This is a genomic window from Bacteroides sp. L10-4, from assembly GCF_013373675.1.
Classification (GTDB): Bacteria; Bacteroidota; Bacteroidia; order Bacteroidales; family Bacteroidaceae; genus Bacteroides; species Bacteroides muris.
Genome location: NZ_JABXJH010000052.1, coordinates 24,304 through 34,005, shown reverse-complemented (window position 1 = coordinate 34,005; position 9,702 = coordinate 24,304). Strand labels below are relative to the sequence as shown.

Here is a 9,702-nt window from a genome sequence, read left to right as displayed (position 1 = left end):
TGGGAACAACACCGCACCTGGGTACGTTTCCATGTTCATTAACTCGATTTCCGGCAAAATCCTTGCAGATTCCGAGGATTCTGACGAAATTTGCTATGAAGTTGCGCATAAGCAGTGCAATAGTAGTTAACGGTGTGGTTACCACTAATTTAATAATAATCCGCAAATTGTGCAACTTTTTCATTTGTAAATATTTAGAATTTTAATTCAACCAACGGGTTATAAATAATAACTCATGAACGAAGCATTCCTTATAAGACATTTATCCTGCAAAAATTATATAGTTCAGACAGATTAAAAAAACAGAACGGCACATTTTCTTTCAGAAAATGTGCCGTTCCTCATACAAACACTATTTCAAGAGGTAACCATCGAATAAAAGATTATCCTGCCACTACTTATTGGAGTTAAAAATTATAAGCGATGGTTGCTATAAAGTTACGGGGTTTTGCAAGTTTTGTAGCACTACTGAAGTAATGGTTATTGAAAATATTATTGATGTTGCAAGACAATGTTATACTATTTTTTATAGTGTAATAAATACCTGCATCCACAATATAGCGTGACGGATCATAAACATTATTTTCAATACTACTATATATACGGTCGGTGAAGGTACCACTTAAATGGAAAGAAAAGTCTTTCAGTATACCACGTGGAATGGTATAGTCAGCATAGGTATAGAAAGTAGTACGCGGAACACCAGTTGCACGAATATTAATCTTTCCATCCTCGTCCAAAGTAACCCAGTCTGCATCTTGAGGAATCCAATCCATGTTGCTGGCAATTTGGCGATAATCAGACCATCCCAAACCTCCTACAATCTGAAGATTGGTCACAGGATGCAGTGTAATGTCAAAATCAAATCCCTTGGAAGTGGCACGACCGACTTGAGCTTGTACCGTCTTCTTTATCACCTCGTCGCCTTCCTGTACGGTCTGTTCACCAATCTTGGTTACTACATTAAATTTACGGATATAATAGACACTGGCATTTACATCTATCCACTTGCTTTCATACCGTGCCCCGAATTCAAACTGATTACCACGCTGCGGCTTGAATACTTCACCACCGGCATCATCCGGAATAAATTCGTGCCCGTTGCGATCATAATAAATCACATCTTTATTATACATGGTATTATATGGTTTGAAGAAAGAAGCGGCAGAAGCATAAAGCGAGACTTCTGGAATCGGCAAATACACCAATCCGGCACGGTAGGTAAAAGCAGAAGTTGAAACTTTCTGCCAGTCTGTACGATTGGCATCATCATAATGCTGACGTCCGTCACTGATTGTTGCTGTTGCCTTTTTGTATCTATAGGTATCGAAACGACCGCTAAGCATACCTTTCCAGTGTTCGTTAATATCAAAAACATCCGTCAGGTAAATTGCATTCGTAGTATAATGGCTGATGGAAGCGGCAGAAACTTTACTATCCCACCAATCACGTACATAATGAGGATTGGCAACAGATACCATTTCATTCAATCCCGGTCCCCACACATCTCCATCGCCATAACCGTTATATTGGGTGAAATTGAAATAGGAATAAGTCCATCCAAGTGTATAGTTATGCTTGACGTTGCCAGTCTCGAACTTACCGGTAAAATCGAGCATATTGCTGGTGATACGATGGTCGGGATTAAAACAAAGAGGAAATCCGCTACGTACTGAATCCACTTCTATATATTTTATATTTCCGGTTCTACTATCTTTGTAATACCAGTCATATATAGGTTCATCACTGGTACGGTAACTGACTTTTTCGACACAAGAGTAGTCCAAGTTACTGTGATTATAAGAAAAACGGTCACGCAAGGTCAGCCAGCCCGCCAATTCATGAGTATAGGTAGCCAGTACATCTACATTGCGGCGGCGCATGCTATTGTTGGCGATGTCATTAAATACATCTTCATAGTCACAAAGCGGGTTACATTCACCATTTTTAGCAAACAGTCTGTCTCCGTCCACGCTATAGACATCTCCGGGCATGGTAGGAGCACCACCTATATCTGTGGTATAATGGTCATCATTGAAATTAACACTTGCATCCAGATATCCTTTCTTACCGACTTGAGAGCCGATAGCAAACATTCCGGAAAAGCGGTCTGCATTTACCATACGATAACCATCACCGTTGGCATAGTAAATATTGGCACGATAATTTACCGACCCTGCCAACTTGCCACCAAATCCCACGTTAGCTTCTTTTTGTTCCCAACTGCCATAGCTTATACTGGCATTACCCGTAAAGCGTTCTGATGGTTTCTTACGAATGATGTTGATAATCCCACCCATCACAGAATGGCCTGCCAATATGGAAGCCGGCCCTTTGATAACTTCTATGGACTCAACCGAAGAAAGGTCGCCGAAAGGTATTGTATTCGTCAAAGAACGTTCATCACGTATACCGTCATAAGCAATCACGGCATCAGAAGTTCCACGAATACTGTAACGTTGGAAGGCTCCTAACTGATTTGAACTTAAAACGACCCCAGGCAAGAAACGTACAGCATCTTCCATGTTAGTGATATGCTTACGCTGCAGGGTGACACGGTCTATTTTGGTTACAGTCATGGGGAGATACTTCAACGGAACAGCCATATTCAGCATATCTACCGGCTGGTCTTGCAAAGGTCTCTTCTGCTTGGCCGTAATCTCCACCTCATTAATCTTAAAAATGCTGTCTGTGAGACTTTTACTCTGCCCAAACACCCATAATGGGCAAGCGGCAGCTAATACTAAAAATACTTTCTTGTTCATCTTTACATCTTAAATTAAAAAATCTATTACCTATTTCCTAAACTTCTTTATCTTCCTAAGAATCCATTTAACGGATAAGACTACCCCCGTCAAAGAAAGGAAAGTTCCACCTATCATTAAGGTAAACATGACAATATTCCAAAGAATGGGGCGGTCTGTGAGATATTTGATATTCAAACTATGTAAGCCACTGTATAAAAACCTACGGGTACGTCCATCATCATCTATACGCCTTTGCGAGATATTCTCCGGTCGTAATACAGATGAGTATGCATGTCGTCGTCTACAATTACCCGATAAACAGGAAGCGGATTGCGCTCCTTCTTTTTACCATAATAATCGGCATCATACTCAGAAAGTAAGTCCATTTTCCAACGAACACTGTCACCAAACTGCTGTCTGACATCCATACGGATCATCTCTTCAGTCAACCGAAAAGGACGTACGGAAATAGTGTCTGACGAATCTATGTTCTGTACAGTATTGTTCATTCTGATTTTATAATAAGGATTTCTTCGCCAGCTGCTCCAAGTAATTCTCTTTATTGAATCAGAGGTGGACAGCACAGTCCGGTAGTCCAGTGCATAAGCCTCGACGGGTAACATACTGTCTTGACGGAAACGTCCGGAAAACATTTGCTTCTGCTTCTCTTTCGGAGCTTTCTTCATCCAGTCCGGCATATCTGTCAGCGACATAAGTCCGCTGAAAGCAAAAGTAATGGCAAACAAGCCAAAACACACACCACTGATAAAATGCCACTTATACCAACTTTTACGATAGGGAGAGCGAAAATAGCCCAGCTTGCGTTGTTTCCACCAGTCTTGAATACCCAACCAAAGTCCGGCAAAACACATAATGCAACCTATTCCAGCAGCCCACTTGACAAATTCTATCCAAGCCGTCTGATGCTGACGTAATGAGGTGAAATATACCCAATGCGGGATTGCTCCCAACCATGCCCAGAACCGGCTGTTTTTATCCGTAAACTGTAATACTCTTCCATCGCGGGAAGTCATATAAAGTTGATGCTGCTCCGGGTCATCAAAATAATATTTATAAATCGGCATTTCCTCACTTAACCTGCCGAAAGGTATCCACTGGTCCACTTCCTGCAAAGTATCAATGCGATGGACAGAAGCGTCGCACCATAGGCTTATTATTTTCTGCCGCACTTCCTCATTAAAGTCTTCCACAGGTTCCAATGTATCCAAATACTTATCTCCCGGTACGTCTTTCCCGCGGAAACTAACCACAGGACGATCAAAACGCATCTCTATGGAGAGAGATTGTAACTTGGCAGAGTCCGGCACATAAGCTATTATACTATCTATTGCCGGCAATGCACCTTGAAGCGGCTGCTGTCTTTGCAGTTTGTACTCTTGAGAGGCTCTTGGGAAACTATGATATATCATCACAAATCCTGAAAGAAACCACATCAGAAAAAGCACACAAAGCAATAATCCCAATATCAAATGGATATTAAAGACGATTTTTCTAATCATAAACTTATAAAAATTTCAGTTTAAAACCAATGGCTTTGTCTTTTACATATTTTAATTATTATCGTTAGAGACCTGATACGAAAAAATAGCAGAGATGTACATGTGTGCTCACAGCAAACAACAGAGAACAGATTTTCACCTGCCCACTTAAAAAGTACAAACCTTCTTGTAGATTCGACCAGAACCTTCAGCCATTTCCTAACCCCGGGAAATAGACATCCAATAGTTTTTTTTGGCAGGTTTCCTGACTTCACCCAAGGAATAAAACCTTCCCGTCTTACGACAGTGGCATGTAGATAGAATATTCCTCTTTATTAAGGTGTTCACAGTAGCGGGTACTGTTCCGGCTTCTCACCGGATTCCCTTTTAAACAAATAGCTAGAAATACTATTGTTTCACCAAAACGGAGGCAAAGGTATTATTATTTTTATAAAAAGACACAAAATTATTAAAATATTTCCGGATTAATAATAATCCCTTCATTCTACCATTACTTTTTTACCCGAATATAACCTGGGTTCGATATGCAACAAATAACAACTCTTGATTCTATCATGAACGAGGCATTCCTTTATTTTTTTGCAGAGATTGAGTATTTATTAAGTGTTTTTGCTACCTTTGCCCGCAGTTTTGGTTTCACCTCTCCCGATTCCGTTGGAGAAGAGTGATGAAAAAGGGAATCAGGTGCAAGTCCTGAACAGACCCGCTGCTGTAAATCCTTTCAAAATCTTTGAATATTCTATAAGTCACTGTCCAGTATCCGGGATGGGAAGGCATTCAAAGAGGGATGAGTCAGAAGACCTGCCAAGACAACATAGTTTTAGTGCTTTCGGGGAATAAAGCAACAAAACATTGAGTCTGGGCATTCTTTATCTTCAGTTAAAGAAATCATTTCTCATTGTAATCATTCTCTAAAAGCAAGTAAATAGTAAAATGGCAAAAACCTTTTATTAGTTTAAATTGCAATATATTATGAAGCATTTTTTGATTTTTACATTCTTCATGACATTTATTATGTCATCTTGTGATGACAAATCAATGTTGTCAGAACAAAATTCTGGAATTAGTACTACACATTCTTTTTCTAATGTGAATGCACTTTCTTCTGATCGTATAAATAATATTGGTCATACTCAATTTGAAGTTGAATGCTTGGAGGAAGGTCTTTATTATTTATGTGTATTAGTTCGAATTCCTATTATCAATGGAAGTTTACACGAATACGAGGTAGAAATAAATGGAATAATCAATGAAAACACACTAAAGCCAAGCATAGGTGGATTACAATCTTTATATATCACAGATAAAAATAAGACCCCATCTCTGATACAATTAAAAAAAGGTATTAATACTATATCAATAGTCTCTACTAGTAAAAGAACAATTAAAATAGAACAACTAAAAATATCGTCTAATGTACTTGATGCTAAAATAGACGATTCAGTATATAGGGATTTTCTTAATAAAGTGAAGAATAACTCTAACTTTAACAAAGAAAAATCAGCTGCTTATACAACAAGTTTGCAATCAGAAGAAACATATGACTACGCACTGAATCTTATAGCTCCACATACTTATGACGAATACTATGACCCATGGCCCGAAGGAATACATTTGACTTTAACAACGACATGCAATATCCCACATGTGATTGAAGTTTACGAACAAGATAACAAAGGAAATGTCTGGTCATGGGCTGCATCCGGTACCTCAAGTGCATTTTTGGAAATGGTAACTCCCAGATGGGGCTTTTACAATATACGTATAAAAGCTTTGAATCCTGGAACTATAGGCACTGCAAATATAGTATACAGAGACAGTGAGGATAATTTTACAGGTACGATTGAGGACAGAGATGTACTTGTTGGAGGAAATACACTTCCTATAAATCGAAATCTTCCAGGGAAAAATTATATGGTAACTCACGCATCTGGACGCTATCCAGGAAGCATTTCTTTGTCACTAATTGATAAAAATTTCAAAACGATTAAAAGCTCACATTATTCACAAATACGTCCTAACCCTCCTTATGAGTTCACTATTTATACCCATCCCACCATGCTTGAGTATGATGGTTCTTCTTCATATGCCTTTGTTTATACGGTGAATTCTTCTATTCCGGAAATTTACGCTGATGTCTATTTAGGATTAGATTTCAGTAGTTCCGAAGTTCGTAGTCTTTTTCCAAATTTACCTAGTAACAATTCATTTAAATCCGGTTTAAAGAGCCGTATATATAATTGCATAAGTTGGTCGGTAGAGAGAACCGATTATTGGGAATGGCCAGGAGACAAAGGATCAAGCTATTATCATCCTAATCTCCTTACCGCTTTTGACAAGCTGTATGCAGCATACGGATATACACGTTCTGGAGCAACAGCAGATAACGCAGGTATAGCATTATGGGCATTAAATGGAGAATATACTCATGCTTCAATAAGAAAAAATGCAAATACAAAAAAGCCACATGGTTTTGAATGGGAAAGCAAATGCGGCAGTTTAGAAAGAGTAATGCATACCCGTGATGCCCTTGATGGGAAAAGCTATGGCAAAATTGCTCACTATTATAAGCCTACCTCCAATGTCTATTCTGTCAGTCAAGCCATTACAAAAGACACTGTCAATACACTTTCATTGAAAAACAGAATATCTCTGAAAGCATCCCTTTCTTCAAGAAAAATCACAGAGTTTGAAGAAGCATATTCAGCATGGAAAAAAACATGGAATAATATTGCAGTAGCAGTTTATAGTAATCCACGCAAATATGCAGAATCAAAAGAATATGCTGCATTATTGAAGGTATGTACCAAAATGGATAAAGCTAGTTGGCCATTATTCATTGAAAAATTAGCAGATGGCGATATACTTTCAATTAATCTCATAAATGATTTAACATTTACGGATAATATAAAATTAATGGATGAAGTAAAACAAAATACTTTAAGTAAGATAGGAAATAGGCCTTTACCTTCAATGTATTCCAATTATATAAATTATTGCATAAAATTATTAGATAGTAATAAAAGAGAAATACAAGAATCGATTATTAAGGAATAGAGATGAAAATAATCACAGGGCTACTATTTACAATTATCTGCCTGCTCTCTGCGGGTAGCATGGCACAGAATAAGGTCACCTTATCCGGAAAAGTCACAGACCAGCACGGGACACCGGTTGCCCAAGCCACCATTGCTGTGGAAAACACCACCTCCGGCACCTATACGGACGACCAGGGGAAATATTCACTGCAAGTCGCTCCGGGCAAACATACCTTCGTCGTCTCCTTTCTGGGTTACCAAACTGTGAAACAGTCCCTCGACATCCGGCAGAATAAAAAACAGAACTTTACATTGCAGGAAAGTGCCGTCACGCTGAACTCTGTCGAAGTGTACGGAAAGACCCAAACGCAAAAAGTGAAGGAAGGAGCCTTTGCCGTCAATGCACTCGACATCAAGCCGATAGTAAATTCGCTGAACAACCTCAACGACCTGGTGAATCGTACAACGGGCATCAAGGTGAGAGAGGAAGGCGGGGTTGGCTCGGACTTCGACCTCTCCATCAATGGAATGTCCGGTAATTCCATACGTTATTTCTTAGACGGAATACCATTGGACACTAAAGGAAGCGGCGTTTCATTGGCGAATCTGCCGGTCAATATCATCGACCGGATTGAAATATATAAAGGGGTAGTACCTGCCAGTCTGGGTACAGATGCACTGGGAGGCGCCATCAATATCATTACGAAGCAGGAGAAGAAGAACTATCTGGATGTCTCCTACGGTATCGGCTCCTTCCATACTCACAAGGCAGACTTGAATGCACAGTTTGTAGAGCCTCGAACCGGACTGATTATTAAACCTACCTTCGGGGTCAATTACTCCAAAAACGATTATATGATGAGAGATGTCGAAGTATGGGATGAAGACAGCCGCAAATACATTCTGACCGACCGCAGACGCTTCCATGATGACTATTTTTCACTATTCGGACAAATGGAAATCGGCTTTGCCAATAAATCCTGGGCAGATGCTTTTTTTGTTTCCGGCTCTTATTCCAAAGTTGACAAGGAGTTGCAGACGGGCTCTGTACAAAGTAAGGTATATGGAATGGCAGAAAGAGGCTCCGATGCCTGGAACATTTCAGCTCGCTATCAAAAGCATAATTTCATTTGGAAGAACATGCAGCTGAATGCTGCACTCTCGCACACTTGGGACCATTCATTGACCACAGATACAGCCTACCGCAAGTACGACTGGAACGGAGACTATATCGTAAGTTCACGCAACGAAATCACAGGACGAGGCCGTTCGATGCGCCATTACAAGCGTCCCCTGACCATTGGCCGTGCCAATTTGGACTATAGGTTGGACAACCATCACTCCTTCAACCTGAACTATTTATTAAGCCGCATCGGAAACGACCGTTATGATGAAGTGGAAACTGATTTTGAAGCCTCCAATGATATTCTGGCAAAGCATGTAGTAGGCTTCTCCTACAATCAGTCCCTTCTCGAAGAAAAAATGAGCAATACCTTTTTTGTAAAGAACTACATTAACCATCTGAATATCCGGCAAACGGATTTATCCAGCATCACCGGGTCAAAGGATGTAAAAGGGTCGATAACAAAAAAGTATTGGGGCTACGGTATCGGTTCACGCTATACAGCCATAGAACCTTTATCCATAAAAATTTCCTATGAACACAGCGTCCGGCTACCTCTTGCCCGCGAATTATTGGGAAACGGTACCACCATATATGCTAATGTAGCCTTGAAACCTGAAAGCAGTGACAACATCAATCTGGGCATCTTCGGCACATGGCATCCTGCCCCCGGCCATACACTTTATTATGAAGCAAATGGATTCCTGCGCTATGTGGACGATTATATCCAAGCTACCGTAGAGACCAAAGAAGGTATGCTGCAATATGAGAATGTTCCGGCTGTACATATCAAGGGCATAGAAGGAGAAGTACGTTACGACTGGCAAAGCAAGCTACAGCTTGCCACCAATGTCAGTTTTCAAGAGGCCCGCGACCAGAACAGATACAAGACTGACGGGAAACCTTCGGCAACTTACAACAACCGAGTACCCAACCGCCCCTGGCTTTTCGGAAGTACAGAAGCAAGCTATCTTTTTCACAATGTGGTTCTGCCCGAAAGCAAATTACGACTGGGTTGCAGTTATCAGTGGGTACACTGGTTCTTCCTGACATGGGAGGCCTACGGCTCTCGCGAAAGTAAGGCACGCATCCCGGCACAGCACATTTGCAATGCCGACATCACCTATTCATGGAAACGAGGACGATACAATATTTCGCTGGAATGCTCGAACCTACTCGACAAATTGGCCTATGACAACTATAAATTGCAAAAGCCCGGACGAGCATTCTTCGCCAAATTCAGATTATTCATTAACTAACTAATTTTATTTAAA

General features: G+C 40.3%; 4 protein-coding genes, 1 pseudogene and 2 riboswitches. Of the genes and pseudogenes, 2 read left to right on the top strand and 3 right to left on the bottom strand.

From position 1 onward, the window contains the following. From HU824_RS19845 to HU824_RS15415, 3 genes and pseudogenes are all read right to left on the bottom strand, one after another. Positions 1 to 109, bottom strand: a pseudogene (locus HU824_RS19845) (IS982 family transposase); the annotation flags it as partial. Between the two features lie 298 nt (positions 110 to 407). After that, positions 408 to 2,765, bottom strand: coding sequence for a TonB-dependent siderophore receptor (locus HU824_RS15420; RefSeq protein ID WP_176469304.1), 2,358 nt, complete (start codon positions 2,763 to 2,765; stop codon positions 408 to 410). A 224-nt stretch (positions 2,766 to 2,989) separates the two neighbouring features. Then, positions 2,990 to 4,267, bottom strand: coding sequence for a PepSY-associated TM helix domain-containing protein (locus HU824_RS15415; RefSeq protein ID WP_176469303.1), 1,278 nt, complete (start codon positions 4,265 to 4,267; stop codon positions 2,990 to 2,992). A 216-nt stretch (positions 4,268 to 4,483) separates the two neighbouring features. Further along, a riboswitch (cobalamin riboswitch) is annotated at positions 4,484 to 4,685 on the bottom strand. 196 nt (positions 4,686 to 4,881) lie between these two features. Then, positions 4,882 to 5,091, top strand: a riboswitch (cobalamin riboswitch). Positions 5,092 to 5,239: 148 nt separating this feature from the next. On the opposite strand from HU824_RS15415, the gene HU824_RS15410 reads away from it, so the two are divergent. Next, positions 5,240 to 7,324 (top strand): hypothetical protein, encoded by a 2,085-nt coding sequence (locus tag HU824_RS15410; protein ID WP_136010875.1) that lies wholly within the window; start codon positions 5,240 to 5,242, stop codon positions 7,322 to 7,324. Between the two features lie 2 nt (positions 7,325 to 7,326). Then, entirely contained in the window at positions 7,327 to 9,687 is a 2,361-nt protein-coding gene (locus HU824_RS15405; protein ID WP_136010876.1) for a TonB-dependent receptor, read from the top strand. The last annotated feature ends 15 nt before the right edge of the window (positions 9,688 to 9,702 follow it).

Excerpts from the sequence above, each read along its gene's own strand:
- HU824_RS15415 (WP_176469303.1), bottom strand. The coding sequence starts at position 4,267 with ATGATTAGAAAAATCGTCTTTAATATCCATTTGATATTGGGATTATTG.
- HU824_RS15410 (WP_136010875.1), top strand. The coding sequence starts at position 5,240 with ATGAAGCATTTTTTGATTTTTACATTCTTCATGACATTTATTATGTCA.
- HU824_RS15420 (WP_176469304.1), bottom strand. The coding sequence starts at position 2,765 with ATGAACAAGAAAGTATTTTTAGTATTAGCTGCCGCTTGCCCATTATGG.
- HU824_RS15405 (WP_136010876.1), top strand. The coding sequence starts at position 7,327 with ATGAAAATAATCACAGGGCTACTATTTACAATTATCTGCCTGCTCTCT.